The 26,134-nt window shown below is 63.7% G+C and carries 23 protein-coding genes and 1 pseudogene; 11 read left to right on the top strand and 13 right to left on the bottom strand.

The features are described 5' to 3' along the window. The 7 genes from THIDRDRAFT_RS19875 to THIDRDRAFT_RS19845 all read right to left on the bottom strand — a co-directional run. Positions 1 to 215: DUF4040 domain-containing protein (locus THIDRDRAFT_RS19875; RefSeq protein ID WP_007042705.1), on the bottom strand; the 215-nt coding region annotated here is incomplete at its 3' end. Then, positions 212 to 514: a monovalent cation/H(+) antiporter subunit G gene (gene mnhG, locus THIDRDRAFT_RS19870; protein WP_007042704.1), complete on the bottom strand. Its 303-nt coding sequence runs from the start codon at positions 512 to 514 to the stop codon at positions 212 to 214. The genes mnhG and THIDRDRAFT_RS19875, both read right to left, overlap by 4 nt. After that, positions 511 to 777: an MrpF/PhaF family protein gene (locus tag THIDRDRAFT_RS19865; RefSeq protein WP_007042703.1), complete on the bottom strand. Its 267-nt coding sequence runs from the start codon at positions 775 to 777 to the stop codon at positions 511 to 513. The genes mnhG and THIDRDRAFT_RS19865 overlap by 4 nt, the downstream gene beginning before the upstream one ends. After that, positions 770 to 1,249 carry a Na+/H+ antiporter subunit E gene (locus THIDRDRAFT_RS19860; RefSeq protein ID WP_007042702.1) on the bottom strand — a complete coding sequence of 160 codons (480 nt, stop codon included), beginning with the start codon at positions 1,247 to 1,249 and terminating at the stop codon, positions 770 to 772. The genes THIDRDRAFT_RS19865 and THIDRDRAFT_RS19860 overlap by 8 nt, the downstream gene beginning before the upstream one ends. A 182-nt stretch (positions 1,250 to 1,431) precedes the next feature. Beyond that, positions 1,432 to 4,038, bottom strand: a complete 2,607-nt coding sequence (locus THIDRDRAFT_RS19855) for a YbcC family protein (RefSeq protein ID WP_007042701.1) — start codon at positions 4,036 to 4,038, stop codon at positions 1,432 to 1,434. 4 nt (positions 4,039 to 4,042) lie between these two features. Further along, complete coding sequence (locus THIDRDRAFT_RS19850) at positions 4,043 to 5,659, bottom strand: NADH-quinone oxidoreductase subunit L (protein ID WP_007042700.1); 1,617 nt, start codon at positions 5,657 to 5,659, stop codon at positions 4,043 to 4,045. Positions 5,660 to 6,037: 378 nt separating this feature from the next. Continuing rightward, a complete protein-coding gene (locus tag THIDRDRAFT_RS19845) occupies positions 6,038 to 6,508 on the bottom strand; it encodes an Hsp20 family protein (RefSeq protein WP_007042699.1) in 471 nt (156 codons plus the stop codon). Positions 6,509 to 6,782: 274 nt separating this feature from the next. On the opposite strand from THIDRDRAFT_RS19845, the gene THIDRDRAFT_RS19840 reads away from it, so the two are divergent. The 4 genes and pseudogenes from THIDRDRAFT_RS19840 to THIDRDRAFT_RS19825 all read left to right on the top strand — a co-directional run bounded on the left by THIDRDRAFT_RS19840 (position 6,783) and on the right by THIDRDRAFT_RS19825 (position 10,537). Beyond that, positions 6,783 to 8,174, top strand: coding sequence for a phytoene desaturase family protein (locus THIDRDRAFT_RS19840; protein ID WP_007042698.1), 1,392 nt, complete (start codon positions 6,783 to 6,785; stop codon positions 8,172 to 8,174). A gap of 115 nt (positions 8,175 to 8,289) precedes the next feature. Then, positions 8,290 to 8,913 carry an NAD(P)-dependent oxidoreductase gene (locus THIDRDRAFT_RS19835; RefSeq protein ID WP_007042697.1) on the top strand — a complete coding sequence of 208 codons (624 nt, stop codon included), beginning with the start codon at positions 8,290 to 8,292 and terminating at the stop codon, positions 8,911 to 8,913. 326 nt (positions 8,914 to 9,239) lie between these two features. After that, positions 9,240 to 10,145, top strand: coding sequence for a D-hexose-6-phosphate mutarotase (locus THIDRDRAFT_RS19830; protein WP_007042696.1), 906 nt, complete (start codon positions 9,240 to 9,242; stop codon positions 10,143 to 10,145). 115 nt (positions 10,146 to 10,260) lie between these two features. Continuing rightward, positions 10,261 to 10,537 (top strand): annotated as a pseudogene (locus THIDRDRAFT_RS19825) (HigA family addiction module antitoxin). 280 nt (positions 10,538 to 10,817) lie between these two features. Here THIDRDRAFT_RS19825 and THIDRDRAFT_RS19820 read toward each other — a convergent pair. Beyond that, on the bottom strand, positions 10,818 to 11,135 hold the full coding sequence (locus tag THIDRDRAFT_RS19820; RefSeq protein WP_007042694.1) for a helix-turn-helix domain-containing protein: 318 nt from the start codon (positions 11,133 to 11,135) through the stop codon (positions 10,818 to 10,820). After that, a complete protein-coding gene (locus THIDRDRAFT_RS19815; RefSeq protein WP_007042693.1) occupies positions 11,128 to 11,502 on the bottom strand; it encodes a type II toxin-antitoxin system RelE/ParE family toxin in 375 nt (124 codons plus the stop codon). The genes THIDRDRAFT_RS19820 and THIDRDRAFT_RS19815 overlap by 8 nt, the downstream gene beginning before the upstream one ends. A gap of 390 nt (positions 11,503 to 11,892) precedes the next feature. Here THIDRDRAFT_RS19815 and THIDRDRAFT_RS19810 point away from each other — a divergent pair, with 390 nt between their 5' ends. Further along, positions 11,893 to 12,855 (top strand): 2-hydroxyacid dehydrogenase, encoded by a 963-nt coding sequence (locus THIDRDRAFT_RS19810; RefSeq protein ID WP_007042692.1) that lies wholly within the window; start codon positions 11,893 to 11,895, stop codon positions 12,853 to 12,855. A gap of 115 nt (positions 12,856 to 12,970) precedes the next feature. On the opposite strand, the gene THIDRDRAFT_RS24115 is transcribed toward THIDRDRAFT_RS19810, so the two are convergent. Further along, positions 12,971 to 17,548 carry a chemotaxis protein CheB gene (locus THIDRDRAFT_RS24115; RefSeq protein ID WP_007042691.1) on the bottom strand — a complete coding sequence of 1,526 codons (4,578 nt, stop codon included), beginning with the start codon at positions 17,546 to 17,548 and terminating at the stop codon, positions 12,971 to 12,973. 350 nt (positions 17,549 to 17,898) lie between these two features. On the opposite strand from THIDRDRAFT_RS24115, the gene THIDRDRAFT_RS19800 reads away from it, so the two are divergent. From THIDRDRAFT_RS19800 to ppk2, 3 genes are all read left to right on the top strand, one after another. After that, the gene (locus tag THIDRDRAFT_RS19800; RefSeq protein WP_007042690.1) at positions 17,899 to 20,151 is read left to right on the top strand and encodes an EAL domain-containing protein; all 2,253 of its coding nucleotides are present in this window, start codon (positions 17,899 to 17,901) and stop codon (positions 20,149 to 20,151) included. Positions 20,152 to 20,253: 102 nt separating this feature from the next. Beyond that, positions 20,254 to 20,625 carry a hypothetical protein gene (locus tag THIDRDRAFT_RS19795; RefSeq protein WP_007042689.1) on the top strand — a complete coding sequence of 124 codons (372 nt, stop codon included), beginning with the start codon at positions 20,254 to 20,256 and terminating at the stop codon, positions 20,623 to 20,625. A 176-nt stretch (positions 20,626 to 20,801) separates the two neighbouring features. Continuing rightward, positions 20,802 to 21,722: a polyphosphate kinase 2 gene (gene ppk2 / locus THIDRDRAFT_RS19790; RefSeq protein WP_007042688.1), complete on the top strand. Its 921-nt coding sequence runs from the start codon at positions 20,802 to 20,804 to the stop codon at positions 21,720 to 21,722. Between the two features lie 70 nt (positions 21,723 to 21,792). Here the strand turns inward: ppk2 and THIDRDRAFT_RS19785 are convergent, their stop codons facing one another. Beyond that, positions 21,793 to 22,998: an NnrS family protein gene (locus THIDRDRAFT_RS19785; protein WP_007042687.1), complete on the bottom strand. Its 1,206-nt coding sequence runs from the start codon at positions 22,996 to 22,998 to the stop codon at positions 21,793 to 21,795. A gap of 252 nt (positions 22,999 to 23,250) precedes the next feature. Here THIDRDRAFT_RS19785 and THIDRDRAFT_RS19780 point away from each other — a divergent pair, with 252 nt between their 5' ends. Then, positions 23,251 to 23,871, top strand: coding sequence for a CBS domain-containing protein (locus THIDRDRAFT_RS19780; protein ID WP_007042686.1), 621 nt, complete (start codon positions 23,251 to 23,253; stop codon positions 23,869 to 23,871). Between the two features lie 28 nt (positions 23,872 to 23,899). Here the strand turns inward: THIDRDRAFT_RS19780 and THIDRDRAFT_RS19775 are convergent, their stop codons facing one another. Together THIDRDRAFT_RS19775 and mobI are read right to left on the bottom strand one after the other, a co-directional pair. Beyond that, positions 23,900 to 24,421 carry an HPP family protein gene (locus tag THIDRDRAFT_RS19775; protein WP_040845551.1) on the bottom strand — a complete coding sequence of 174 codons (522 nt, stop codon included), beginning with the start codon at positions 24,419 to 24,421 and terminating at the stop codon, positions 23,900 to 23,902. Positions 24,422 to 24,715: 294 nt separating this feature from the next. Next, on the bottom strand, positions 24,716 to 24,976 hold the full coding sequence (gene mobI, locus THIDRDRAFT_RS19770) for a conjugative transfer protein MobI(A/C) (protein ID WP_007042684.1): 261 nt from the start codon (positions 24,974 to 24,976) through the stop codon (positions 24,716 to 24,718). A 68-nt stretch (positions 24,977 to 25,044) separates the two neighbouring features. Here mobI and THIDRDRAFT_RS24110 point away from each other — a divergent pair, with 68 nt between their 5' ends. Continuing rightward, positions 25,045 to 25,272, top strand: coding sequence for a hypothetical protein (locus tag THIDRDRAFT_RS24110; RefSeq protein ID WP_245535902.1), 228 nt, complete (start codon positions 25,045 to 25,047; stop codon positions 25,270 to 25,272). Further along, the gene (locus THIDRDRAFT_RS19760; RefSeq protein ID WP_007042682.1) at positions 25,269 to 26,057 is read left to right on the top strand and encodes an SDR family oxidoreductase; all 789 of its coding nucleotides are present in this window, start codon (positions 25,269 to 25,271) and stop codon (positions 26,055 to 26,057) included. Before THIDRDRAFT_RS24110 ends, THIDRDRAFT_RS19760 begins: the two co-directional genes overlap by 4 nt. Positions 26,058 to 26,134 lie beyond the last annotated feature (77 nt).

The following is a 26,134-nucleotide window of genomic DNA, read 5'->3' as shown; positions in this document are numbered from 1 at the left end:
AGCGCCCCGCCGAGCCCCGCGCCGATGGCCGCCTCCGCCAGCGCCACGTCGGGCGCGCGCAGCCGTGCCCAGACCAGCGCCAGCCAGAGCCCGAAGGCGATGAAGAACATCACCGCCCGACGCACGTCTGGGCTGGTCAGTGCGGCCACGGCCAGTCCCAGCAGTGTGGCGAGCAGCACCAGATCGAAGAGGAACATCAGCACATCGGCGGTCATGGCGTCAGATCCTCGCCGTCGCCGCGCAAGGCCCGCTTCGCGATCAGGTGGGATCCAGTCGCGCCGGCGAGCAGCACCAGCAGCCAGATCAGCACCAGCTTCAAGGCATGGAAGAGGTCGGGCACCCAGGGCAGCAGCCCGAGGATCACCAGTCCGAGCCCAAGGTTATCGGTCTTGGTCAGGGCGTGCAGCCGGCTGAAGAGGTCCGGCAGCCGGATGAGTCCGAGCGTCCCGACCAGGAAGAAGAAGGCACCCAGCAGGATGGACACGACCGAAAGCAGCGTCAGTACCAGACTCATTCGTCAGGCTCCCGATCCAATCGACGCCGGGTGAAGGCGGAGACGGCAACGGCGGCCAGCAGCGCAAAGATCAGGGCCACATCGGCCAGGGCCGGCATCTCGAAGGCGCGTCCCATCAAGAGCAACACCGCGATGCCCGTAGTCCCCAGGAGTTGGGCGCCCATCATGCGATCGGCGGGCGTCGGCCCGACAACCACCCGGGCCAGACCGGCGGTCATGCTGAGCAGGAGCACCAGGGCGGTTGCGATGAGGACGTCAGACATGCGCATCCGGCTCCAGGCGCTCGTCGAAGATGGCGGCGACGCGGCGCTCCAGGTCGGCCAGCTCGGGCGTCACATCCAGGCTCGCATCCAGCAGATGCACCTGGATGACATCCTGGTGTCGGTCGGCACTCAAGGATCCCGGCAGCAGGCTGACGCAGTCGAGGAACAGCACGCGCGCCGCAGGTTGCGACAGTCGCATCCGATAGGTCTGGAATCCGGGCGCGATGCGCATGCGCGGACGCAGGATCCGCCGCGCTACATCCGCCCCGCCACGGAAGGATTCGCGCAGGAAGAAGGGCAGGAACGCAAGCATCGGACGGATACCGGGGCGCGCCGAGTCCTGTGCCAGACGACCATACACCCAGCTCGCGAAGAGTACGGCGGGAAGGCCGATGACCCAGGAGGACGGATCCCAGCCGGCCAGGATCGTCCAACATCCGAAGAAAACGAGAAGCCTGGTGGCAAAATCCATGCGTCGCTCAAAATCCTTGATTGCCGATGCCTGAGTATCCCATTGAGGGCGATATCCGAGTCAACTCCCGCGAAACAAAATAGACCAGGATGTGGCGAGGAACGCACCGCATTGGTCGCGCAAGATGCGGTTCGCACGCTCATAGCATCCTACGACAGGTCGATTCTTACGCGGAAATCGCCTTAGAGACCCTCGGGCAGGACGCTGATCCAACCTTGCCCAGGAAGACGCCGCTCGATCTCGGCCCCGGACTCACCGAGCCTGAACAGATGCAGCCAGCCGTTATCCAAGAGCTGCCGGATCAGTTCATGACGGGCGATGATGTCCTCGATCGCCGCCTCGGGCGCCTGCAGAAAGGCGCTCAGACGCAGTGGCTCGTGCATCCAGCGCTGGCCATCGTGCAGCGACTGCAGCGGCAGCCCCACGCGCAGGTCGCCGGCATTACCCTCCAAGACGCCGATGGCACCGCCAACCACATTGTGAAGCACCTTGTTACCGCTGCCGAAACGGCGGTTGTCAACCATGGACCCGTAATATTGCAGATTGATCCAGGTCGCCACCACCAAGGGCGCGGTCATGATCAGCTCAAGGGTCTTGAAGTCGGCATCGGTTTGCCAGTCGTAATCATGCAGAAAGCTGCGCCCGCCAAGATCGATGCCCTGGGTGCGGGCGCGCGGGGCGGCGATAAAGGCGGCATTGCCCGCCAGCCCCCACTCCGGGCGGATCTGCGACCAGTCGCGACTACGGCGACGGATGCGCGTCTCCAGCCCGCGCCCGCTCAGCCCGTCGAGGCGGAGGAACGTGGCGCGCTGCATCCGGGTCAGCGCCCCCGCCTCCTTGAGCCAGCTCCTGATCTCGGCCAGCTCTTCCGCATAGTCCGACGGCAGGATGGCGGTGTCGAAGAGCCGCACATCGTCGGTCGTGGTGTCATGCAGACCGGGCAGGAACCAGGTGTCCGCAGGGATGGCGATACCGCGCTCGGCCAGTCCCTCGCGCACCCTCGGCTCATTGAGCAGGGCCGCCACGACGCGGGCGCTGGCCTCCCCGGTCTGCCCCCCGCAGGCGCCGCAATCGAGGCCGGCGGCGTAGGGGTTGTTGACGCTGGTGCTGCCGTGCCCGACCAACAGGACCAGGCGCGCGAACCCTTCGGTCAGGGACATGCCGCGCAGGATGCCCTCCGCCAGAGAGAGGCGGTCCTCCTCCGGGATGCCCAGGGTGGTCTCGGGCGCGGCACAACAGTGATCATGGGCCGGAACGTCCAGGCTAGGAGCGACCCGAGACGCCGCCTCGGCATCCAGTCGCAGATCGTTCGGGGCCGGCACGGGGCGGCTCCAGCCCAGGCTGTCGCCGATGAGCTTGGGGGCATAGAGCCAGATGCCGGCGGCCTCGACGAAGGAGAAACAGGACGAGGCACCCATCTTGAACGCCTTCCAGGACTTGCTGATGCCCATCCGCCGGCGCTGGGTGTTCAATGCCCGGTCGGAGCGTGCGCCGTCGGCACCCTGGATCTCGCTGCAGACGCGATAACCGGGACTGAGCAGCACCGGCGCATGGGGTTTCGCCTGGGCCGCGCCCAGGGGCACGACCTCGATCGGCGCGCCGAAGAAGCCCGCGAAGCCGAGCGTCTGAGCCTGTGGGCAGGCGGTCTCCAGCGATCGGCGCATGACCTCGGAGCGCACATCGATACAGAAGGCGGCCTGCATCACGGGCCGAACCGGCGATTCCTGGTCGTCTCCCCTGGCGGCGGTCAACTGACCGATCAGTCGACGCTGGTAGGCCAGCTCCTGGGCGGTCAGCAGCAGGTGGTCGATGCCCTGATCGGTCGACGGCCCGGCATCGGCCTGACCGGCAGGCTCGGGCACGACCGGAGCCTGGGCGAGCCCGGCGCAGACCGCGCGCCAGCGCCGAGTCAGCTCCGGCCTCGCCTTGTGTTCATAGACCAAGAGATCCCAGGCCAGGCGGATCGCCAGCAGCTCCTCGATGGTCGCGTCGCTTTCCCCCACAAGCTCCGCCTGCCAGCGCAGCAAGCGGGTCCAGGCCGCCCAGCCGCCGACATCCATCAGGGCTGCGTGCAGATAGTCGAGGACGGCGGCGTTCGGGATGCCCAGGCGCGTCAGGGCGGATCGGATGCAGTCGCGCGGGTTCTCCGGAAGGGCCTTGACCCGCGCGCGCATGCCGCCCTGCCCCATCATGGTGGTGCTGAAGTCGAGCGCCGCGAAACGCCGCCAGGAGGCGTAGAGCGACATGCCCTGCCAAGGCTGCTTCCAGGTTGCCTGGCCCATGTCGAAGTAGGCGGCGCAGTGATGGCTGATCCGGTCGACGACGAAGCTCGACCAGCGATCGGCATCCATCTCGTCGAGTACGGCGGTCAGCAGCGGGACACCGCCGGCTGGATGCGCCTCGCTGGCCGTTGCGCGCGCGATGTCATCCGGTTCGAGCTGGCTGCCGCAGAGCGCGGCGGCTTGGCGCAGGTCGTCCGGCGTGATGCGTCCGGCCTCGATCTGTTCCCGGTAATAGGCCCTGGGCATGTAGAGGCGTGCGCCGGCCGCCCGGCGCATGATGGCGGCGGCTTCCTGAAAGGGTGCCTGGCGCAATCCATGGAAAGGATTGACGGCGACGAAGCGATCGAGCGGCCAGACCGGGGCGATGCGATCGCAGGCCGCCGTGATTTGCGTGTCAAGCCATGAAGGCGCGATTGCGTGGGAAGCGTCGGTCACCTCTATCTCCTCCGTCATGGTCATCGCCTCGACCGGCGTCAGCGCAAGATTGGAGAGTGCGGTCAGGTTCATGCTGTCATCCTCCTCGGACGAGGGCCGGCGTGCGGCGAAGCGGCCACAGACGCGTGATCAACCGCGTGACCACCACGTCCACATAAAGACCGTTATAGAGGTGAACCTGGATGGCCTGGCGCAGCGGTGCCGCGAGGCGCATGAAGAGGTGCTGGAGCAAGATCAGGCCGATGAAGACGGCGACGATCGCCAGGCTCAGCGCCGTATCCAAGGCCCTACCAGGCAGCGGCACGGGGCGCACGCTCCCGGCAATGGCGGACTCGAAGGCGGTATGCAGGCCGAAGTAGCCGAGACAGACCAGTGCACCGATCGCACTCGCGCGCACCAGAAGGACCCCCTTGTCTTGCAGCACCAGCGCCTGGAGCAGGAGCTGGGCGACCGCGATCGCGACGATGACACCGGTGACGATGAGCGCCGGCTGGCGCGTTGGATCCACCCCAAAGAGGAACCCGGCGACCAGGGCCATCAGCACGGCACCCTGGAAGGCCACCAACCACTGCCAAGGCTGCGGTCCCGCCGCGTCGAACTGGAGCGCCGGCGCGCGGAAGGCGTCCACGCTGCTGCCGGCGGCGAGAAAGGCGTGCGCCTTGTAGAGCGAATGTGCCACCAGATGCAGCAAGGCCAGACTGTAGAGTCCCAGCCCAGCCTCCAGCAGCATGAAGCCCATCTGTGCCGAGGTCGACCAGGCCAGCGAGACCTTGATGCTGGTCTGCGTCAGCATCACCAGCGAGGCCACCGTCAGCGTCACCAGACCGATCACCGCCAGGGCCGTGAGCGCCGGTCCGGACACCGACATGATCGGACTCATGCGGATCACCAGAAAGGCGCCTGCGTTGACGATGCCCGCATGCAAGAGGGCCGAAACCGGGGTCGGCGCCTCCATCACCTGAATCAGCCAGCCGTGGAAAGGGAACTGGGCACACTTCAGGGCCGCGCTCAGCACGATCAACCAGGCCGCCCATTGCAGGGTGGCGGGCAACGGACCTTGGATCGACTCCATGGCCGCCCCGACGCCTGCCCAATTCAGGGTATGGAGTGTGGCGCCGATCAGGATCACGGCGATCAGCAGACTGGCATCCCCGATGCGGCTGAAGACGAACTTCTTGTGCGCGGCGATCAGCGCCGCCGGTCGCTCCGGATAGAACAGCAGCAACCGGTGCAGACAGAGACTGGTGGCGATCCAGGCCAACGCGAACATGAGAAGGTTGCCCGCAACGATCAGTGTCAGGATCGCCGCCAGCGTCATCAGCAACCACTTATGAAAGCGCCCCTCATTGGCGTCGCCCGCCACATAGTTGCGCGCATAGGTAGAGACGATCGCCCCCACCAGCGAGACCAGCGTCAGCATGATGACCGTCACCGCGTTGACGTAGACGCCAATGGCGAAGGCGCCGATGTCCAGCGGCAGATCGATACTGAGGAGCGTCAGGGATTCCTCGGGGCCGAAACCGTGGGTCAGGAGCGCGACCACAGCCAGCGCAAAGGCCGACCAGGCCAGACTGTTGGCCAGGGGCACCAGGCGTCGACCGAAGCGGTTGGCAAGATCGCTCGGGAGCGCGGCAGGGAGCCAAAGTGCGAGTGGCGCGGCGAGTGCCGCTGCCGTGGTGATGGTGACCGACATCTGCGCCTCCTGGGTCTCAGTCTCTGACGATGCGATGGTCAGAACATAGGCGTTAGGAGCACGCAAATAAAATCAATATTTGAGATCAAAACCATCGACAATTGTCGATGATTTCGTCACCCACGTGCGATGAGGACGACGACAGGTTTCGCGACACGACGGGAGAGATCCGGGTCGAACAGTTAACGACGACCGAAAAGGTGTCGTGAAGCGCTGGGCTGAGGGCGACGGCCTGCGGCTCCCGCTGGCCCCCTGCCCCACGGCCAACACGGGCGGAGCATTTCCGCGTCTTGAGGCCGCACATTCTCCGGACAGCAAAAGGCCGGGCACATGGCCCGGCCTCCTCACTCTCAGGTGAGCACGCTCAGTCGAGCGTCATCACGCAGCGGCCTTCGCCGAGTCTGCTGCATAGTCGATTGCTGGGCTCACGCCCATCCCGCGGATCTCAATGCGCCGGGGCTTCATCGCCTCGGGCACTTCGCGTACCAGTTCGATGTGCAGCAGCCCGTTCTCCAGACGTGCGTCGACCACCTTCACATAGTCGGCCAACTGGAACTTGCGCTCGAAACTGCGGTTGGCGATACCGCGATAGAGGAAATTTCCCTCGGCCTCGGTCTTCTTGCGCTGACCCGAGACGGTCAGGAGATTCTCCTTCGCCTCGATACCCAGTTCGTCCTCGGTGAAGCCGGCAACGGCAAGCGTGATACGGTACTGGTTCTCGTCCTGGACCTCGACGTTGTAGGGCGGATAACCGCCGGGCTCGCTCTGATAGGCGGTCTCCAGCGCATTGGCCATGCGATCGAAGCCGATCATGGAGCGGAACAGAGGCGAAAAATCGAGTGTGGTCATGACATATCCTCCAAATGAGCAATATGAAGTATCGAATCGATGGCGTTCTTGCGAACCGCCGGTTTCCAGGGACCCCAGGTGGGCGCCCCTTGTGTTATGTAAAGTAAATCCAGATTGGCACTCTGTCAAGGGGAGTGCTAATCGTGCTGCATTACACTTTTTTAACAATCCCTTAGGCTGACTTCCCAGAACCGCTTTCCGCCCTAGACACATCGAAGCGCACCTTCCGCAGCTTTGCCAATCCGATGGGCTTCACTCAACTGGAGAGCAACGCATGAAAGTCATCATCGTCGGCGCGGGCTTAGCAGGCCTCAGCGCCGCCATCTATGCGCGGGCTGAGGGATACGAGGTCCAAGTCATCGAGAAAAATCCATTGCCCGGTGGAAAGCTGTGGCAATGGGAACACGAGGGTTTTTCATTTGACATGGGACCGTCCATGATCATCGAGACCTGGATCATCGATGAGGTCCTCCGTCTCGCCGGGCAGGAGCCGATCGAATTCCAAGCGGTCTCACCACTCTTCTCGGTCTGGCTCGAGCATCAAAGCTGGACCATCGAGACGCACTCCGCCCTGGAGATGGTGCAAAGCCTCGCCCCGGACGATGCGGACAATTTCGCTACGATCGCGCGAAAAATGGAGACGGTCATCGCGGACATCCGGGCATCCTTGTTCCAAAAGCCCGTCAAGGGTCTCCTTGGACTCATGAATCCGCGTCTTCTGAGAGTCGCCAGCATCATCGATCCGCGTCTAAGCGCCTCGGAATATGCGAGCAAGCACTTCAAAAGTGATGTCCTTCGTGCCCTGCTGTCAACCTATCCATCCTATACCGAGCACCTGATCCAAAAGTCTCCTGCGATCGCCGTTTTCGTCCCCTTTCTCATGCTGCAGGACGGTATCCACTACCCCAAGGGCGGCATCTACTCGATTGCCGACCGGTTGTATCGAGGCGCCTTGGAGATGGGGGTGGAGTTTGTGTTCGACTCCGAGGTCGAACGCATCCAAATCGAAGAAAATCGCGTGGTGAGTGTCGGCGATGGTCACACTGCGGATGCCTTCATCTGCACGGCCGACTTCAACCACATCCAATCGCTCCTCGGAAGGACGTCCCACAAGAAAGCGGCACATGCCTACTTCGCTGCCGCTGTCGCCGTCGACAGAAGACTCCCGTTCACACATCACACGTTTCTCATACCCAAGGAGTATCCGGCGGCGCACTGCTCGATCGATGAGGGAAAGGTCCCGGATGAGTACCCTCTCTACCTATGCAGCGCCTCGAAAACGGACAGCGACTGTGCGCCGCAAGGATGCGAGAACCTCTTAATCGTCGGGGTGCTGCCCAGCACACAGGAGCACGATTGGTCCGACAAGGAACGCGTCTTCGACAATGCACTGAAGCAGATCGAGCGAATGACAGGCGAGACGATTCGTCCAGTGGCGAAGAAGATCGTTGCGCCCGACGACTTCGAGTCGCGTTTCAACAATACGGGCGGCTCTGTCTTCGGACTGTCCGGCCTGCATAATCCATTCGTGGGATTCAGAGAATACAACAAGGACAAAGAAATCAAGAATCTGTACTACGCGGGCGCGACCGTTCAGCCTGGAAGCGGCGTACCTCTTGTGATCCGATCAGGAAAATTTGCAGTCGACCTCTTGAAGCGCTCCTGAGCAGCGCGTTCTTCCGTTGGCTCGCGGGTCGTGATCGCTCGTGAAATCAGAAACTGCTGCGCCGCCCTCACTGTCAGATCGCTTCTTGGACAGACAACGATCAGGAGACAACGTCATGCAAATCGCTCTCTTCGGCGCGACCGGCGGCACCGGCCGGCAGGTCCTGGCCCAGGCACTGGAGCAGGGTCACCGCGTCACCGCCCTCGCCCGCGATCCCAGCACGCTCGATCCCCTTGAAGGACTGACGACGATCGGCGGGGATGTGCTCGATCCGAAGGCCGTCGCCCAGTGCGTCCAAGGCGCGGAGGCGGTCATCTGCGTGCTCGGCTCGCACGGCCGACAGGCACCCATTGAAGCCCCCGGCACCGAACGCATCCTGACCGCGATGCAAGAGGCCGGCGTGCGTCGGTTGGTGGTCGTGAGTTCGCTCGGCGTCGGTGACAGTCGCGCGCAAATCGCCTGGCCCTTTCGGTTGGTGATGGACCTCATGTTGAAACCGATCCTTGAGGCCAAGGCGGAACAGGAACGGTTGGTGAAAGCGAGCGGGCTCGATTGGGTCATCGTGCGACCCGGCGGACTGACCGATGGACCCCGTACCGGCGCCTATCGCTTCGACTTGAGGGTCGGTGTCGACCCGACCCTCAAGTCCGGTCGCATTGCGCGCGCGGATGTGGCGGATTTCGTGCTCCGCCAACTGACGGACGACACCTTTCTGCAGCAGACACCCGCAGTCACCTGAGCCCGCGTAGGGCGTAATAGCGATAGCCTATTGCGCCGCATGTTTGGCAGGCTGATCAGTCAAAGACGCAACAAACGCTGCATGCCCCTCGCACCTCAAATTTCATCTTTGTGCCACCAACCTGATAGCCCTGCGCCAATTCCTTTCGGCGCAATACGCTGCGCTATTGCGCCCTACGAACGACGAACCCGCAAGGGTGTCGCCGATTGAGCTTGATCGCGGGCACAACACACTGGAAGCGGCGAGCCTCCGTGTGCGAAAGGTCTAGACTGTCCTCCACCAACGCCATCGGGCATGCCAACCGATTCAACCAGGAGCGACCCGCCATGACATCCGAGCAACTCAACGCGGAATTTGGAATCCCCGAGCACCTTGTCTTCCTCGACGGACCCGGCGGTCTGGTGCAGGCACGCATGACGTGTCCCTGGGGAGCGGCGGTGGTCTCGACCTACGCCGCTCAAGTCTTGAGCTATGTACCGGCAGGCGCCGCACAGGATCTGCTGTTCGTCTCCGAGCAGGCCAACTACCAAGCGGGCAAGGCCATCAAAGGCGGTATGCCGGTGTGCTGGCCCTGGTTTGGCCCCGATCCGCAGGGGATGGGCCGTCCTCAGCATGGCTTCGTCCGCAACCGTCAGTGGCAGGTCACCGGGAGCCATCGATCGGCCAACGGCGAGATCCGGCTGGTCTTGGGTGTGACCGACACGGACGAGACCCGTCAACTCTGGCCGTCTGCGTTCGCGTTGCGGATCGAGATCACCCTGGGTCAGGCCCTCCAGGTCACGCTGGTCACGGAAAACCGCAGCGACGCCGCCATGGAGATTGGCCAGGCCCTGCACACCTATTTCAGGGTGGGCGATGTCAACCGGGCCAGGGTCGTCGGCCTTGAGGGTGTCACCTACATCGACAAATTGGACGGGGGTATCGAGAAGGTCCAACGCGGAACAGTGACGGTTTCAGGGCCGTTGGATCGCATCTACCTCGAACCAACAACGGAACTGGTGTTGGAGGACCCCGTCTTTGAGCGGGCGATCAAGATCCGATCCAATGGCAGTCGCAGCGCGGTGGTGTGGAACCCCTGGGTCGAGCAAGCCGCCGCCATGGGGGATTTCGGTGACCTCGAGTATCTGCAGATGCTCTGCGTGGAGACCACCAATGCCGGTCCGGATCGGGTGTCCATTGCGCCCGGCGGGACTTATCGTCTTGGGGTCGATATACAGGCGAAGCGCATCTGAGTTGAGCCCATTGTGATCGACGATCAAGGCGCTGCGGACGCCGATATCGCTCCAGCTTCGCAGCCCGCCGGGGAATCGCCTGGAAGCGTTGAGCGGCGACCGCGCCACTAACACGATGCGCCCGATGCATCCGGGTGAGATTTTGCGCGAGGACTTTCTCGCCCCCCTTGGACATGAGCGTGAACGCCTTGGCCGTGGCGCTGCGCGTGCCGGCGACACGACTCCATGAGATCGTCAAAGAGCGCCGCGCTATCTCGCCTGATACGGCGCTGCGCCTGGCGTGCTACTTCGGGGGTGATGCACAGTCCTGGCTGAACCTACAATCCAGCTTCGATCTGCGCTGCGCGGAGTTGTATTCGCGCGATGCGATCCCGCGTGAGATTGACGCTTGAGAGCGCTGCTGATCGGAGCGGTCCACTTGCACTTGATCGGGCAGCATAGATCGCCCGACTTTCCGGATCGTCCCAATTGCTGACATTCGGCCAACGCCAGCGAGCAACCGCAGCGGCCTCTTCAGTGGACGTTGGAGCCCGTCTGCGGCCGACCGATGTGGAGGCCATTCCCCTGTTACGACCCTGACCACCAAGACTTAGGTCCTACTTGTCTTCCGTTTCTCCGAGCTGATCAGCAAGGGACCAGCGCCTCAAGCTTCCTTTCGACTGAACCGGGCGTTCAGGCGATTGCCTGAATCCCCTTCTTCTCGATGACGGTCAGAAGCCGAAGTGCTGGCCCGCCCGGGCGCTTGACGCCTCGCTCCCAGTCCGAGACCAAGTTCTTGCTTACATTGAGGTAACGGGCAAAAACTGGCTGAGAAAGATGCTCGCGCTCACGCAGAGCGCGAATGGCCTCAGGAGAGAGGGGCTCGACTGGCGTCAGACAAGCGTCATCGAATTCGCGCATTGTCTGCTTGTCGATGGCACCTACCTCTTGGAGGGCCTCCATGGTCTCGTGAATCGAAGCCATCGCGTCGCTACGATACTGTCTAGCCATCCTGTTCAACCTCCGAGAATTGCCCATTATGGATCAGTGCAGAGAGCTGCTCGTGCGTCAACTCAAGGACGTGCCGCGCCGCGTTCTTGAATGCTGTTTCTTCCTCGTCGCTGATATTGGCCTGCTGGCTCTTGGCGAACCCGTAGACGAAGAAGGCGCGATGCGCCTGACGGTACAAGATCAGCGTCCGGTAGCCTCCTGATCGGCCTTGCCCAGGGCGCGCCAAACGCTGCTTGATGACTCCACCGCCGAGATCAGCATCGATCAGCCCCTGCTCCGCTCGCACGACGGCTTCACGTAACATCCCGTCCCGGATCTTCTGCTTGCGCGCGAAGCGCTCGAACCAAGCGTTCTTGAAGATCCTCACGTGCTCTTTCACTCCGATGCTATATCACACTAAGTATTATATCACTGAGTCGACACAATCACCTCCGTTAAGATCCAGGCGTTCGTCAGCGCAACGGCAAAATGATTGGCAGAGCATCTGACCTGCTATCAGACGCATTTGGTTCGGTAGGAACTTGATACTGCTAGCTAATCCGGACCGGATCCGACGATGCTCTAGCGTCCGGTTCCCAGTCGATTTCAGCCGTCGAAGCAGTCGGCGTTCAGAGCCTCGACGTAGTCACAGGTCTGGTGCGGATGGACGGAAGGGCAGAACAATCAAGCCGCAGAGCCGCGACAGATCGGCCTCTGGTGACGGCTCCCTGCCCGGCCCATTATCATGCAGTGCTCAGCCACTGTTGCGAGCCCCCTCATGACCACCCTGAACGGCGTTTTGCTGGACCTGGCCACGATCGACCAAGGTGACCTCGACCTGTCCTCACTGGATCGGGTCTGCGGCCACTGGCAGCGCCATGCCTACACCGAGCCGGTCGATACGCTGGAGCGCCTCAGCCACGCACAGATCGCGGTGACCAACAAGGTGGCGTTGGATCGCCAAACCCTGACCGCTGCCAACGAGCTGCGCCTGGTCTGCGTCGCCGCCACCGGCACCAACAACGTCGATCTGGAGGCCGCCCGCGAGTTGGGCATCGCAGTGGCCAATGTGGCGCGCTATGCCACCCCGGCGGTGGTGCAGCACGTTTTCGCCCTGATCCTCGCCCTCACCACCCGCTTGCCGGAGTACCAACGCGCGGTCTCCTCGGGGGCCTGGCAGCGCCACGACCGCTTCTGCCTGATGGACTATCCGATTCGCGAGCTCGCCGGGCGCACTCTGGGCATTGTCGGTTTTGGCGAATTGGGCCAGGCGGTCGCTCGGGTGGCCGAGGCCTTCGGCCTGCAGGTGCTGATCGCACAGCGCCCCGGTGGCCCGTCTCGTGAGGGCCGGCTACCGCTGGAGGCGTTGTTGCCGCAGGTCGATGTGCTGACCCTGCACTGCCCCCTCACGGACACCACCCGCGGCCTCATCGGCGCCCGCGAACTGGATCTGATGCGACGCGATGCCCTGCTCATCAACACCGCCCGCGGCGGTATCGTCGACGAGCAGGCGCTGGCCGAGGCCCTGCGACGCGGCACCCTCGGCGGAGCCGGGATCGACGTGCTGAGCACCGAGCCGCCGCGCGGGGGCAACCCGCTGCTGGCGCCGGATATCCCCAACCTGATCGTCACCCCGCATATCGCCTGGGCCAGCCGCGAGGCGCGCCAGCGCATGGTGGACGAGGTCGCGGCTAACATTGAGGCATTCCTGGCGGGGAAGGACCGCAACCGCGTCGCCTGAGCGGCATCGGCTGGGGACTTCGCCCGAGGACGGAAGCTGGCCCGCTCACTGCCGACGAAACCCGTGATCATCCCTCAGATCCGATCAGCGCCCCACCCACGCGACATGAACCCCATCAGGTCGCGGTAGCGTCTCGCGGTTTGAGATGAGGGATGAGCGCGCTGAGGGTCACAGGCTTGAGGAGGCGCACATCGAAGTCGTGGGCACCTTCGGCCGAGGTAAAAGCCGAATCCGTGTAGCCGGTCACGGCAATGATCTTGATGCGTTCTCTGAAGGGCTCCTGCGCCAGCGCATGCGCGATCTTGTATCCATCCACGTCCGGCAGCCCCAAATCCAGCAAGAGAATCTCCGGCGGCGCGGCACGAATCGTTTCCAGGACCTGGCCGCCATTGTCCAGGAGACGGACCCGATGCCCGACCATCTTGAGGAGCATCCCCAAGGCATCGAGCACGTCCTGGTTATCGTCGACGACCAGGATGTCGCATGACTCGGTCGCCGCCAACAACGGGTTCGCGTGCTCCACGTGATCCACGCCGATCTCTGGGTCCTCACTCCGTTCCTCGGGCGATTCGGGAGAGGCCAGCGGCAGGATGACGCTGAAACGACTCCCCCGTCCTTCACCCTCGCTGAATGCCTCGACCTCGCCCTCATGCATGTCGACGATCTGTTTGACCAATGTCAGACCCAGGCCGAGACCGGCATGCTTGCGCCCTGCGTCCGTCGGGGTGGTGTCAAGGATGCTGAAGACATGCGGCAACAGATCACTCGCGATGCCACGGCCGCTATCCTCGACATCGAGTCGGAGGCACCGATCACCCTCAATCCGCAGCGAGAGACGGATCCGGCCGCCATTGGAGGTATAACGCACCGCATTGCTCAGCAGATTCGAGATGACCTGGATCAGCCGCGTCCCGTCGCCGATGACGAAGATCGGCTCCTCGGGGATCTCCAGGACGAGCGTCTGCTGCTTGTCCTCCAAGGCGGGACGCAAGGCGTCGAGGGACTCCTGGATCAGCGATTGGAACGTGTGCCGAGCCATATCGAGGCTGAGTAGGCCGCGACGGATGCGCGACATGTCCAGCAGGTCGTCCACCATGTGCTTCAGGTGCTGGGCCTGACGGTCGATCATGTCCGCCGCCCAGCCCAAGTCGATGTCCCGCTCATCGTTCATTTGCATGATCTGGATGGTCGTGCAGATGGGCGTCAGCGGGTTGCGCAATTCGTGTCCGAGCATCGCGAGGAACTGGTCCTTGCGCCGATCCGCCTCCTCGAGCTCACGCGAATGCTCGCGCAGCGCGGCCTCCAGGCGTTTCTGTTCGCTGATGTCGACGAAGGTTCCGACGCTTCCGCGGACCTCGCCCTTCTCGTCGAAGAGCGGTGCCGAATAGGTCAGCAGATCGAGCCTCGATCCGTCCTCGAACTCGATGACCTCCTGGAAACCGCTGATCGTCTGTCCCAGCTTGGCCGCCTGCTGCATGGGCATGTCCTCTGGGTCGAGCACCTTCCCGTCGTGGAGGACACGAAATGTCAGCCCCGTCGCCTCGGGTCCGGACATGGAGGGATTGATATCGGGTGGGAGACGCAGCATCTGAGCGCCCGCCCGGTTCATCACCATGTCTCGGCAATCCTTGTCGCGCGCGAAGAAGATGCCCACCGGGGCCGCCTCCAGCAGCGCCTGGATCTCGTCGAGATGGCGCCGATTCTCGCGATGCAGGCTGTTGAGACGCTCCTCGTCCCGGCGCCGTGAGGTGATGTCGGTCACCAAGGCGAAGAAACCCTGGACGCCTTCCTGGTCTTCGATATCCGGTATGTAGTCAGCCGAGACGTAGCGCGGCTCGCCAAGGACATAGTTTACCCAGCCCTCGAAATGGGCGGGCGTGCCGGAGAGCGCGGTCTCCATATGGGAACGGACCGCCTCGAAGGCCGCATCGCCCAACAGATCCTGCACACGTTTCCCGCACACCGCATCCTGGTCGACGCCGAACCAGTGCTGGTAGACCGCGTTGTTGAAGCGATAGCAGAGATCCTTGTCGATATAGGAGATGAGCACCGGCAGCGAGTCGGTGATCCGGCGCAGATGAGTCTCGCTCTGGCGCAGGGCGACCTCCATGCGCTTGTGCTGGGTGATGTCGGTGAAGGTGACGACGACCCCCTCCGTATGATCGTCCTCGGTCCGATAGGGCAGAATGCGTCGCTGGAACCAGCAATAGTCGCGGCTTTGGACCTCGTGGAACTCGACGGATTGGCCGGCCAGCGCCCGCCGGGCATCGCTCAGCAGATCCGCGTCTTCGAAACGCCAGGTGATATCGGTCACCAGACGCCCGATGTCCGAAGGGATGAGGCTCATCAGCTTGCCCACGGCGGGCGTATAGCGGCGGATGCGCTGATTCCGGTCGAGGAAGAGCGTGGCGATGTCGGTGCTGACCAGCAGGTTGTTGAGATCGTTGTTGGTCTCCTCGAGCTCGTGGACCTTGTCCTCCAACTGGCTGTTGAGGGTGGTCAGCTCCTCGTTGAGCGACTGCAGTTCCTCCTTCGAGGTCTCGAGTTCCTCGTTCGTCGACTGCAGCTCCTCGTTCATCGACATGACCTCCTCGTTCGAGGCCTTCAGCTCCTCGTTAGAGGTCTCCATCTGCTCGATGGTGCTGCGCAGATCCTCGCGCGTGCTCTTCAGCTCTTCCTCGAGCTGGCGCACCAGCGAGTCCTCGCCCTCGCGGCGCTCGACCTCGGTGCGGACGCTCGGATCCTCCTTGCCCTCGTCTTGGAAGGAGACCAGCAGCAGTCCACCCTGCTCTCCATGCTCGTCGGTCTCGCGGATCGGCGTGACGGTGATGAGGACCTGATACCACTGCTCGCCGCGGCGGACGTGCGCGCCGCGGCTGATCACCTGGCGCTTCTCGCTCGCGGCCTGGCGCAGGGCGCCGCGGAGCTTGCCGCGCACGCCCTCGGCCGCGAGCAGCAGCAGTTCGTCGGTCGGGTCGCCCGGTGCCGGTCCGAGATAGTCGCGGATGGCGCCGTGGAAATAGAGCACCCGATGGGAACGGTCGACCAGCACCGAGGCCGGCGTGAAATGCTCGACCAGCGCCTTCTGGGTGATCACGCCGTAATTGGTGCCCGGACGCCTGCTCACCCCCTGACGCATGTCACCGGACCGATGCCGCCGGATCGACTCGCTCGGGAACTCCAGATTGCTGGGCGCAGCCGTATCGATCTTGCGATAGAGGCGCCACTTCTTGGACAGCGGCTCGAACAGCCGAGAATCCTGCCCGGTCGTCTCTGAGGTGCCGAGGAAGAGATAGCCGCCGGGCTGAAGCGAGAAATGAAACAGGGAGAGGATCCGTTCCTGATACTCGGGCTCGATATAGATGAGCAGATTGCGGCAGCTGATGAGCGACAGATTCGAGAAGGGAGGATCCGTTAGGAGGTTTTGCGGGGCGAAGATGACGCGCTCGCGCAGGCTCTTCTTGATTTGATAGCGATCGCCCTCGTGGTTGAAGAAGCGCCGCAGACGCTCGGGCTCGATGTCGGCGACCAGGCTTTCGGCGTAGACGCCCGCTCGGGCGACCTCTAGGGCGTCCAGAGACACGTCGGTGGCAAAGACGATGAGGTTGTTCGGGCGCCCGATCGACTCGGCCGTTTCCGCGAGCAGGATCGCCAGACTGTAGGCCTCCTCGCCGGTCGCGCAGCCCGGCACCCAGACGCGCACGCTCTCCTCGCTCTTGCCGATCCGCTCGAACAGCGCGGGAAGTACCTGGTCGCGCAGCTGCTCCCAGGCATCGCGGTCGCGGAAGAACTCGGTCACGCCAATGAGCAGATCCTTGCCGAGCGAGCGCACCTCGTCCCTATCCTCGCGCAGCCGGGCGTGATAGGCCTCGAACGTCGGGGTGTGGACCAGACCCATGCGGCGCAGGATGCGTCGATGCAGGGTTCCGCGCTTGTAGCAGCGGAAGTCGTAGTTCTCCCGCGCGATCAGGAGCGAGAGGATGTTGTCCAGATAGTCCTGGTCCTGCTTCATCCGCGCGGTAGGAGCACCCTGCAGGCTGAAGTGCTCGATGTAGCGGACCAGGACGTGGGGCATCTCCTCGACCGGCAGTGCATAGTCGACGTCCCCAGTCCCGATCGCGCTGCGGGGCATGCCATCGTAGGCGGCCGTGGACGGATCCTGCGCCAGAACCATGCCGCCGCGCGCCTTGACCAGACGCACACCATAGGTGCCGTCGGTGCCGGTGCCGGAAAGCACGATGGCGATGGCATGCTCCTGCCGGTCGTGGGCGAGCGAGCTGAAGAAATGGTCGATCGGCATGCGCAAGCCGCGGCGCTCGGTCGGCTCGCTCAGATGCAGCGTGCCATCGGAGACGGTCATGACCGTATTCGGCGGGATGACGTGGAGACGGTTGGGCTCGACCCGCATGCCGTCCAGGACCTGTACCACCGGAATCCGAGCATACTTGTTCAAGAGCTCGGCCATCATACTATCGTGGGTGGGATCCAGATGCTGTACGAGCACGAATCCGGCGCCCGTATCCTGCGGCATCTCTTGAAAAAGCGTACGCAGAACCTCAAGACCGCCCGCGGATGCGCCGATGCCGACGATCGGAAAACCAACCGACTCGCGAGGCTCGGAATCGCGCGTCGGTTGATCCGAGGATGGATGAGAATCGGGCGTCTGCGCCGAATCGTCGCTCCCTGAATGCATACCCCCACCTGAGATCGGTTCGATCAAGAATTGACTATCCTGAAATCAGCCCCCAGACATACACGGATAACGTACTAGCGACCTGGCCGCAGCTCGCATTTCACGCCCCGTTCATTTGGATCAGCGGTCAGATTCATTGCCCCTGACTCACGTACGTGACCCATATGCGTCCGACATCGACGCGTTCTGTGTCATCGAGAAAAAGGCCCATGCCCTTCGAGTCGGCCGCCGCCGACTGCTTGCGACCATCTCTCGCTCGACCAGCACGCAGCTCAGGATAGCCCCGCCCCCCCGGATTGAAAAGACACCCAATCTGGATGCGATACGGCGGTCAGCCAATGGAGGCGACGATGAACGGCAAGAGAACGATCGAGAGCCCACACGCACCGACCACCCCGACGAATGGGTCGAGCACGCCTCGGAACGTCTCCGATATCCATGCCTTTCGGGGCCGATCGGCCCAAGTTCTGAAAGCCAGAACCGTCAGCCAGGCGCTACGCACAACCCTGGAAGCCCTAATGCAATTGGACGGCGTCTCGGCCGCTGGTCTCATGGAAATAGGCGGCGACGCCTCGGATCCCCAGGCATTCGTGCAGTTGGGGGACTGTGGATGCGCCTTGGCGCTCTGTCAGCACGCCCCTTGCGAGACGGCCGAAACCCAGGGGTTTTGGACCGGCCCAGTGACATGCTGTCATCCAGTGTTCGCGCATCTGCTTTCCATCGAGGGATTCGTCGAGGTCCTTTGGCTGCGCTCGGCCTATCACCGTCGTCGTTCGCTCACCCTCTTCGTTCTGAGCCGGGAAGCGTCCTGGCGATCGGATCTCGTCTACTCGATATTGGCCCTGGCAGCCACGCTAGGCGGGAGTCTGGCGCGGCTCATCGCCGAATCGGAATTGCTCGCTCGAAGCGAGGAACTCGAGCACCTGGCCTTCCACGATCCGCTCACCCGCTTGCCGAATCGGCATCTGCTGAGCAGCCGCTTGAGTCGGGCCTGTGCAAGAGCCAAGCGCAGCGGGACCAGCCTGGCGGTCTGTTACCTGGATCTCGACGGATTCAAGACGGTCAATGATCGGCTTGGCCACGCCATGGGCGATCAGGTACTCAATCGCACCGCCGAATGCCTGCTCGAAGCCAGCCGCGAGGACGATACCGTCGCCCGCCTCGGCGGCGACGAGTTCGTCTTGCTGATGAGTGGCCTGCAGGACACCCAGGATTTGCCGTCGTTCGCACACCGCGTGCTCGATGGGCTCCAGGCAGGTCTCGCCGATCTGGACCTGCCGACGCCTGTCACGGCCAGCATGGGGATCACCCTGTTCCCTCAGGACGACGCCGACGGCGATACGCTGCTGCGACATGCCGACCACGCGATGTACGACGCCAAGAACCGAGGCCGCAACACCTATGCCCTTTTCGACGCGGGACGGTTGGACCAGACCAGGATACTGCCCGAGACGGTCGATGAGATCCGCCGTGCCATCGTGAACGACGAGTTCATACTCTACTTCCAGCCGCAAGTCGATCTGCGCACCGGGCGCGTCTCGGGACTGGAGGCATTGATCCGCTGGCAACACCCGCACCGCGGTCTACTCGAGCCGAATGACTTCCTGCAACCCGTGATCACGGGCCACTATGCCAAGACCTTCGATGAATGGGTGATTCAATCCGCCTTGCGCCAGATGGAACGCTGGCAAATCCAGGGACTGGATCTGATCGTCAGCGTCAACATCAGCGGCAGTCAACTCCAGGATTCGGGATTCGCCGAACGCCTTGGCCGCTTCCTGAAACGGCATCCGAGCGTGCCACCAAACCGTCTCCATCTCGAGATACTGGAATCCGCCGCCTTGGCGAACATCGCAACCGCCAGTCACGTCATTCAGCAATGCGAAAGGCTGGGCGTCCACTTCGCGCTCGACGATTTCGGTACAGGTTACTCATCCCTGACCTATTTGAAGGAGCTGCCCGCCACCTCTCTCAAGATCGACCGATCCTTCGTCGCCGGGATGCTTGCAGACGCTGGCGATCTGGCGATCGTCGAGGGCATCGTCGGACTCTCGCAGGCCTTCCAGCGCAACGTCATCGCCGAGGGTGTCGAGTCCGATCTTCACGGCGAACTGCTCCTCAAGGCAGGCTGCCAGAATGCCCAGGGATTCGCGATCTCACGTCCCTTACCGCCACACGAGGTGGCACCCTGGGTACGGGCCTACCGTGCACCAGAGACTTGGCGCAGAGCGGCCTCTCGATTCATCCGCTCGGACAAGGTCTCCTTCCTGACGCTCGAGCTCGCCCTGCGCAGCTGGGTTCGCCACCTGTTCGAGGCGATCGAGACCGGCGGCGATTTCCACGACCTGGGCGAGAGCAATTGCTTCCTCGGGCGTTGGATTCGGGGCGAAGGTGTGTCGCGCTATGGCCGGCATCCGGAGATCAGGAATTTCATTCGGGTACACCGTCGGCTGCACCAGATTGCGGAGCAGATGCACGCGCTGTCCGCCCCCCCGGAGGACGAGGAGATGGGCTATCTCCGCCAGGAGATTCTTCTCGCCCAGGGTGCACTCATCGACATCCTCCAGCGGATCTTCGTCGATGAGCAGGAGCTGCCCGAATGAATGTTAGGATCCATGCTTGGAGTGCATTCACTCGGCCGTCCTAAGGGTTGCGCTGATCGCCCCCCTTTGATGGCCGCCTCGAGGGAGCGACAGGAGAGCCCCATGAAGAACCCCGAATATGCCATCGCCCAACGCTGGGCGTCCCGCGTGCTGTTGCCGGCGTTGTGCCTCGCCACCAGTCTGGCCCACGCAGACGTCGAGCCGAACGACAGCTGCCCATCGGCCGATCGCGTCGAGCTGTCCTCAATGCCCACTACCCTGAACGGAACCCTGGAGGCGTTCGGATCCGGGATGGGCGACATCGACTTCTATCGGATCTCGGCGACACCCGAAACGCCGGTCCAGATCACGCTGGAAGGCGACTCGGAGCACACGGATGCCGTCGGGGATCCGTCCTGTCTCACCAAGACGGGTGAATCGGAATATTCGGTCCTGTCGAAGAAGGAGAGCCAGGCGCTGACCGAGGTTCGCTGACGGGCGACGATCCCAGAGGGCCATGGATGCCCGAGGCCAATCCGCCGGCCTCTCTGTAGCCCTGGGTGACATCGCATGACTGACAGATCGGAGACGGATCCTCCGTCCATAGGGTGCGAAGTTCCGTAACAGTCGGTGGGTATTGTGTCCGACGATTCATGATCGGGAGTGAGAGCATGACCAGCAAAGACGCGCATTTCGAGGGGATGGACTGGATCAGGGCCGAGCTTGAGGATTCGCTCGACGAGGATTTCGAGCTCGAGATCTCGGAGCCGGCCCTTTCGCTGGAGCTGCGCAAGATCTACAAACGCAGACATCCGGACACGCTCGACCGCCGGGTCTATTTCACCGAGCTCCTCGCACTCCAGGCAGAGCTGATCAAGCTTCAGGACTGGGTTGAACATACGGGCGAGAAGATCGCCGTCATCTTTGAGGGCCGCGACGCCGCCGGTAAGGGCGGGGTCATCAAGCGCATCACCCAGCGGCTCAACCCGCGCGTCTGCCGCGTGGTCGCGCTCACCAAGCCGAGCGAGCGCGAACGTACCCAATGGTACTTCCAGCGCTATGTCCCTCACCTGCCCTCTGGCGGCGAGATCGTGCTTTTCGACCGCTCCTGGTACAACCGCTCCGGGGTCGAGCGGGTCATGGGCTTCGCCTCCGAGGATCAGGTCGAACAGTTCTTCCAGGATGTCCCCGAATTCGAGCGCATGCTGCTGCGCTCGGGCATCCGGCTGATCAAATACTGGTTCTCGATCACGGACGAGGAGCAGCAACTGCGCTTCCTGATGCGCATCCACGATCCGCTCAAGCAATGGAAGCTGAGCCCCATGGATCTGCAGTCACGCGTCCGCTGGGAGGCCTACACCAAGGCCAAGGAGGAGACCTTCGCCCGGACCAACATCCCGGAGGCCCCCTGGTTCATCGTCGCGGCCAACGACAAGAAGCGCGCCCGGCTCAACTGCATCCACCATCTGCTCCAGCAGATCCCCTACGAGGAGGTGCCGCACGAGCCGATCACACTGCCGGACCGCGTCTTCGATCCGGATTACGAGCGCGAGCCGCTTCCGCCGGAGCTGCATGTACCCCAAAGGTACTGATTTTTCCCAGCGGCAGGGATGCCGCCCCGTCAACGGAAGAAGCCCCCCGATTCAGGGCCATTGAGCCCACTCAGCCCGGCCGCCCGTCCGGGCGCGCACTCACCAGCATCGGCGCATGCACCCACAGGAAGAGTCCGAAGGCGAGGATCCAGCCGATGCCGCCCACCATCAGCCAGATGTGATATCGCGCAGGGTCGAGCAGCGGCCCGAGCCCACGCAGCACCGCCGCGAGGTTGATGCAGACGAAGGCGACGAGGGTCAATGCGCTCGCCTCCATCGCCCGCCCCGTGTGTCCGACGGCGACCCGCGCCATCATACCCAGCGTCAAGACGCCGATCGCACCGATCGTCAGGGCATGCAGGGCACCGCGCGCGGGCATGGACGTGAAGGCCGGCAGCCCATCCAGAATCAGACCGAGCGCGAGCCAGAGCAGACCGGCCTGGAGCACGGTCAGCATGGGCGTGATCCAGACGCGCCGATCGTGCCAGCCGACCAGACGCGCCAGTTGGATCAGACCCAGCGCAACCGCGAGGACGCCGGCGATGGCGCCAAACGGCGCGATGACATCGGCGACCAGGAACGCGGTGGCCACGACGAAGTTCAGGCGTTCCAGGGGCACGAAGGTTCGCGGGCGCGCATCGGCGATGACACTGCGGATGAAGAAGGGCATGACGCGTCCCGAGACCAGCAGGATCACCAGCACCATCAGGTCCAGCATCAGGCGATGACCGCGGCTCGCACCTCCCGGCAGGAGGCCCAGCGCATCCAGATGCACGAGCGCGTTCGCCAGGATCATGCCCGCGAAGACCGCCAGAAACACCCGGTTGACCGGATTGGGGCCGTGCCAAAGCGGCCTCCAGAGCGCCCATGCCAGTGCCGGCAGAAAGGCGAGATCCACCAGGGCGGCGATCCAGGGCGGCAACCCCAGCCAAGGCGCGAGCCGCCCGGCCAGCCAGAGCCCGAGCAGCGCGGCGAGGCGCCCGCCGGTCGCCGTCGGCATCCCGGTCCAATTGCGCACGGCGGTCAGCAGGAAGCCGGCCAGCACCGCCACGAGATAGCCGAACAGCATCTCGTGGGCGTGCCAGGCGATGCCGACGAGATGGCTCGGCTGCGGCCAGAGACCGCGTAGCATGGCCAGCCAGATGGCGACGTCGAGAACGGCTGCCGCGCCCGCAGCCAGAAAGAAGGGCCGAAAGCCGAGGGCGAGAACCGGGGCGGACTCGAAGTTGGGGATAGCCGCAGCGCCTCGGTGGCGCCGGGTCCATGGCTCAAACATCGCGACTCATCATGGCATGCATGTCCCCTCTAACGTACCGATCGGCTGAATATCGAAGTTCTCGGCCAGTCCTTTGACGGCGTTCGGCGACAGGTCGGGCCGAGACGGAGCCGAGGATGGCGATAGGTTGACAGCCGAGCGCAGGGAGCGACTTGATGCGAATCAAGGCACATCCCGCCGTGAGACGGGAGCCTAGCCTCGTGGGGGTTCCGAGAATCCCGATCACGACTGACTTCACCACCGAGACATCCGATGCAATCGAACAAGACGACCGAGCCCGCCTCGGCGGGCGACCTGCCCGAGCTGGAGCTGTCCGACGCCGACATCCTCGATGCGATGCGCCATATCCCAGGTTACATCGACATCAGCACGACGGACTTTCGGGCGATCTACCATCTCGCGCACACCCATGCGCTTGAGCGTCTCTTCGGCCCGATCAAGGTCGAGCGTCTGATGCGCACCGGCATCGAGCCACTCACGCCCGAGGTCATGCTCGACGCAGCGGCCCGCTCCATGGTCCGTCAAGGACTCAAGGGCCTGCCCGTGGTCGACGGCGAGGGTGTCGTGATCGGCATGCTGACCGAGACCGATTTTCTCCATCGACTGCAGGCCGGCACGCTCATCGAGCTGCTGCTGCGTCTGATCGAGACGCCCGATGGGCTCGACCACCGCTGCCACGAAACGCCGGTCGGAGACGCCATGACCGCACCGGCAGTCAGCGTGCTCGAGGGGGCCGGCTTCGCCGAGATGATCGCCGCCTTCCATCGCCATGAAGGACGCGGCATGCCCGTCGTCGATGGGCAGGGCCATCTGCGCGGTGTGCTGCTGCGCAAGGACTTCATCTCGGCCTTCCATCTAGAGGACCTGCTGTGAGACGGACGCTCCGGCGTCGCAGGCCCGTTCAGATCCAGTTCTCGGGATAGCGGCGGGACTCGGGGATGTTGTTGACCAGGAGGGCGACGACCAAGAGGATGATCGGACCCAGCGTCGCCGGCACCAGGCAGTAGAGGAAGCCCAGGTCGTGAATCTGCTGCGAACCGATGATGGCGATCAGGGCGGTGGCCCCGCCGGGTGGATGCAGCGTCTTGGTGGCGTGCATGAGCGCGATCGCCGTGGCGACCGCCAAGGCTGCGGCGAGCCAGGTGTCGTTCTGAAACAGCGTCCACACGGCCACGCCGACGACGGCCGACACCAGATGGCCGCCGACCAGATTGCGTGGCTGCGCGAGCGGGCTGCGCGGTGCGCCGTAGGTCAGAACGGCCGATGCTCCGAGTGAGCCGATCACCAGCGTCAGATCGGTCCCGACGAAGAACCGCTGGTTGACCCAGACAAGCGCACCGATCCCGAGAAAGGCGCCGACCCAGGACCAGAGCATCTCGCTCAGACTGACACGCGGCGGCGATCCGCGCGTCGTACCACGCATCTTGCGGAAATACCGGCCCAGTCGACTGAAGAGAGTCGGGTTCCGGGGCTCGTCAGAGGGGGCCCGATCAGACGCCCGCTCCCGCTTCGACGCAGGTTTCGTCATCAATCCATCCTCATCATGATCCTCACTCCATCCCGATCGAGGAGCAGGCTGATCGCCGTGTCGTGCACCAGGCCACAACGCTGAATGAGATCGGCACCAGCCTCCTTGATCCACATCAAACCGCATGGGCCGCATGACAGAGGCTGGGAATCCAAACGCGACTGTCCAAGAGGCATTGGCGAGGACGGCTCAGACGTGTCGGCGATGCCCCACTGACGCCCCTGACTCCCACCTCCCAACGGCATTGGTCAGATAACGCGCCTGACGACGCAGCATCGCGATCTGGTGGAGCAAGACACGGATCTCGGCGAAGCGCGGCTCATAGGTCTCGATCAGCTCCCGCTCCCAGGGCTCGGTCCGACCAAAGGCGCAGGGGGGATAGCGGTGCCCTGCCCCGCGCGGGATGTCGTCGGTCCGTCGAGGTCCCCGCACCCGGAACCATTCGATCATGAACACGCACGGCGCCAACCCCGTTCTGTGCCATGATTGAGGGTATCGCTTCCGATGGGGACAGTGCCATGCAGCGGTGGATCAACCCGGAGAAGGACCGTTACGACCTGATCGATCTGGTCCAGGATCTGTTCGGCGACTGGGCTCTGGTGCTCTGCGCACTCGGTTCGCGCCGGGGACGGCTGCGGGTGGTCGGCCCGCCGTCCGAGGCGGAGGTACAGGCGCAGGTCGAAGACATTGCCCGACACTGCGGGCGGGCAGCGGGGTTATTGGCGACAAGGGGGCTCGTGCGATGACTGAGACGGATCGGACACCGGTAGGAATCGTCACCGGCGGAGCACAGGGCATCGGACGCGCCCTGACGCAGCATTTCCTTGAGGCGGGCTGGCGGATCCTGGTGCTGGACCGGGATGCCGAGGCCATCGCCGATCTGGAGCAGGACCTCCAGCACCCTGCCCTCCTAGCCTGCACGAGCGATGTGGGCGAGGAAGCGGCCGTGACTGCGGCCTTCGCGGCCCTAACCGAGTGGCAGTCCCGCGACGGCCAGTCGGCGGGGATCGATCTGCTGGTCAACAACGCCGGAATCGCCGATCCGCACAGCGGCCCACTGGAGTCGCTGACCCTCGCGGACTGGCGCCGCTGGCAGGACAGCCATCTGACCGGGGCCTTTCTCTGCACCCGAGCGGCCATCCCTGGGCTGCAGATCCGGCACGGCGCCATCGTCAACATCGCCTCGACCCGCGCGCTCCAGTCCGAACCCAACTGCGAGGCCTATGCCGCAGCCAAAGGCGGTTTACTGTCCCTCACCCATGCCCTGGCCATCAGCCTCGGACCGGAGATCCTCGTCAATGCAGTGAGCCCGGGCTGGATCGAGACCGGCCCCTGGCAGAAGTCGAGCACGCGCCACACCCCGACGCACCGCCCCATCGATCATTCCCAGCATGCGGTGGGCCGCATCGGCGAGCCGGCCGACATCGTCGCGGCGGTCGCCTTCCTCGCCAGCCCGCAGGCGGGGTTCATCACCGGACAGAATCTGGTCGTCGACGGCGGGATGACGCGCACCATGATCTATGCGGGATGAGGCCAGGGAGGCGTCGTAATGATCGACTGGACCAGAGTATTACCTGAGCGAAGCAGACGTTGGAGGTTGACAGGTCA

The sequence above is a fragment of the Thiorhodococcus drewsii AZ1 genome (assembly GCF_000224065.1).
Classification (GTDB): Bacteria; Pseudomonadota; Gammaproteobacteria; order Chromatiales; family Chromatiaceae; genus Imhoffiella; species Imhoffiella drewsii.
This window is presented reverse-complemented; position numbering and strand designations above follow the sequence as displayed.

Excerpts from the sequence above, each read along its gene's own strand:
- mnhG (WP_007042704.1), bottom strand. The coding sequence starts at position 514 with ATGAGTCTGGTACTGACGCTGCTTTCGGTCGTGTCCATCCTGCTGGGT.
- THIDRDRAFT_RS19865 (WP_007042703.1), bottom strand. The coding sequence starts at position 777 with ATGTCTGACGTCCTCATCGCAACCGCCCTGGTGCTCCTGCTCAGCATG.
- THIDRDRAFT_RS19860 (WP_007042702.1), bottom strand. The coding sequence starts at position 1,249 with ATGGATTTTGCCACCAGGCTTCTCGTTTTCTTCGGATGTTGGACGATC.
- THIDRDRAFT_RS19855 (WP_007042701.1), bottom strand. The coding sequence starts at position 4,038 with ATGAACCTGACCGCACTCTCCAATCTTGCGCTGACGCCGGTCGAGGCG.
- THIDRDRAFT_RS19850 (WP_007042700.1), bottom strand. The coding sequence starts at position 5,659 with ATGTCGGTCACCATCACCACGGCAGCGGCACTCGCCGCGCCACTCGCA.
- THIDRDRAFT_RS19845 (WP_007042699.1), bottom strand. The coding sequence starts at position 6,508 with ATGACCACACTCGATTTTTCGCCTCTGTTCCGCTCCATGATCGGCTTC.
- THIDRDRAFT_RS19840 (WP_007042698.1), top strand. The coding sequence starts at position 6,783 with ATGAAAGTCATCATCGTCGGCGCGGGCTTAGCAGGCCTCAGCGCCGCC.
- THIDRDRAFT_RS19835 (WP_007042697.1), top strand. The coding sequence starts at position 8,290 with ATGCAAATCGCTCTCTTCGGCGCGACCGGCGGCACCGGCCGGCAGGTC.
- THIDRDRAFT_RS19830 (WP_007042696.1), top strand. The coding sequence starts at position 9,240 with ATGACATCCGAGCAACTCAACGCGGAATTTGGAATCCCCGAGCACCTT.
- THIDRDRAFT_RS19820 (WP_007042694.1), bottom strand. The coding sequence starts at position 11,135 with ATGGCTAGACAGTATCGTAGCGACGCGATGGCTTCGATTCACGAGACC.
- THIDRDRAFT_RS19810 (WP_007042692.1), top strand. The coding sequence starts at position 11,893 with ATGACCACCCTGAACGGCGTTTTGCTGGACCTGGCCACGATCGACCAA.
- THIDRDRAFT_RS24115 (WP_007042691.1), bottom strand. The coding sequence starts at position 17,548 with ATGCATTCAGGGAGCGACGATTCGGCGCAGACGCCCGATTCTCATCCA.
- THIDRDRAFT_RS19800 (WP_007042690.1), top strand. The coding sequence starts at position 17,899 with ATGAACGGCAAGAGAACGATCGAGAGCCCACACGCACCGACCACCCCG.
- THIDRDRAFT_RS19795 (WP_007042689.1), top strand. The coding sequence starts at position 20,254 with ATGAAGAACCCCGAATATGCCATCGCCCAACGCTGGGCGTCCCGCGTG.
- ppk2 (WP_007042688.1), top strand. The coding sequence starts at position 20,802 with ATGACCAGCAAAGACGCGCATTTCGAGGGGATGGACTGGATCAGGGCC.
- THIDRDRAFT_RS19785 (WP_007042687.1), bottom strand. The coding sequence starts at position 22,998 with ATGTTTGAGCCATGGACCCGGCGCCACCGAGGCGCTGCGGCTATCCCC.
- THIDRDRAFT_RS19780 (WP_007042686.1), top strand. The coding sequence starts at position 23,251 with ATGCAATCGAACAAGACGACCGAGCCCGCCTCGGCGGGCGACCTGCCC.
- THIDRDRAFT_RS19775 (WP_040845551.1), bottom strand. The coding sequence starts at position 24,421 with ATGCGTGGTACGACGCGCGGATCGCCGCCGCGTGTCAGTCTGAGCGAG.
- mobI (WP_007042684.1), bottom strand. The coding sequence starts at position 24,976 with ATGATCGAATGGTTCCGGGTGCGGGGACCTCGACGGACCGACGACATC.
- THIDRDRAFT_RS24110 (WP_245535902.1), top strand. The coding sequence starts at position 25,045 with ATGCAGCGGTGGATCAACCCGGAGAAGGACCGTTACGACCTGATCGAT.
- THIDRDRAFT_RS19760 (WP_007042682.1), top strand. The coding sequence starts at position 25,269 with ATGACTGAGACGGATCGGACACCGGTAGGAATCGTCACCGGCGGAGCA.